Genomic DNA, 593 nt, shown 5'->3' on the forward strand with positions numbered 1-593 from the left:
ATCCAATCGACCTGAAACGACCTGCATAGGCTCTGATCCCCTCAGTTGACCAATGCGTAAACGTTGCATTGTCCAGTCGGGGTCATTGAAAAGCCAACGATGCCATTGCATGAGGCGCTCAACAGTCAGTGGTTGCTTAACATCGTTCAGCGCATCCAGCATGATATTGGCTAAACCTTCTGATCGATCTGAGCTTGGATAAGGCTGTTCAAGAGTGACACCCAAGCGTTGGGCTAAAGATGATCGCAATGAAAAAACATTGAGGGTTTCATTTTCAATTGCTGATGAAGCAACGAGATTGGCAAGTAGAGTATCTAGAGTGAATTGTTCTTTCGCCAAATTATGCTGACTTTGTCCAAGAAGAATTCCTATTTTTTGATGTATCTGTCTGGTTTTAGGTAAGATAGTTGAATCTTGCCATGTAAAATTTGTCCAGTTTTCTGCTTGCCAAATCCATTTCTGCATTTTCAATCTCTCTCATCTAAAATCTAAGATGAGTTAAATATAGCACAAATTCGACTCATATTTTGAGCCGAATATGTACTGTTAATTAGCTCATTATTTATCGAGAACAGTTCTACTTGGGGCTTACA

1 protein-coding gene is annotated in these 593 nt (G+C 40.3%); it reads right to left on the bottom strand.

The annotated features are described in order from the left end of the window. On the bottom strand, positions 1-465 hold a 465-nt coding region (locus NI462_RS14925), incomplete at its 3' end, for a DUF4172 domain-containing protein (RefSeq protein WP_253161240.1). Positions 466-593: the final 128 nt, after the last annotated feature.

This window comes from Acinetobacter lwoffii, assembly GCF_024129715.1.
Lineage (GTDB): Bacteria > Pseudomonadota > Gammaproteobacteria > Pseudomonadales > Moraxellaceae > Acinetobacter > Acinetobacter lwoffii_U.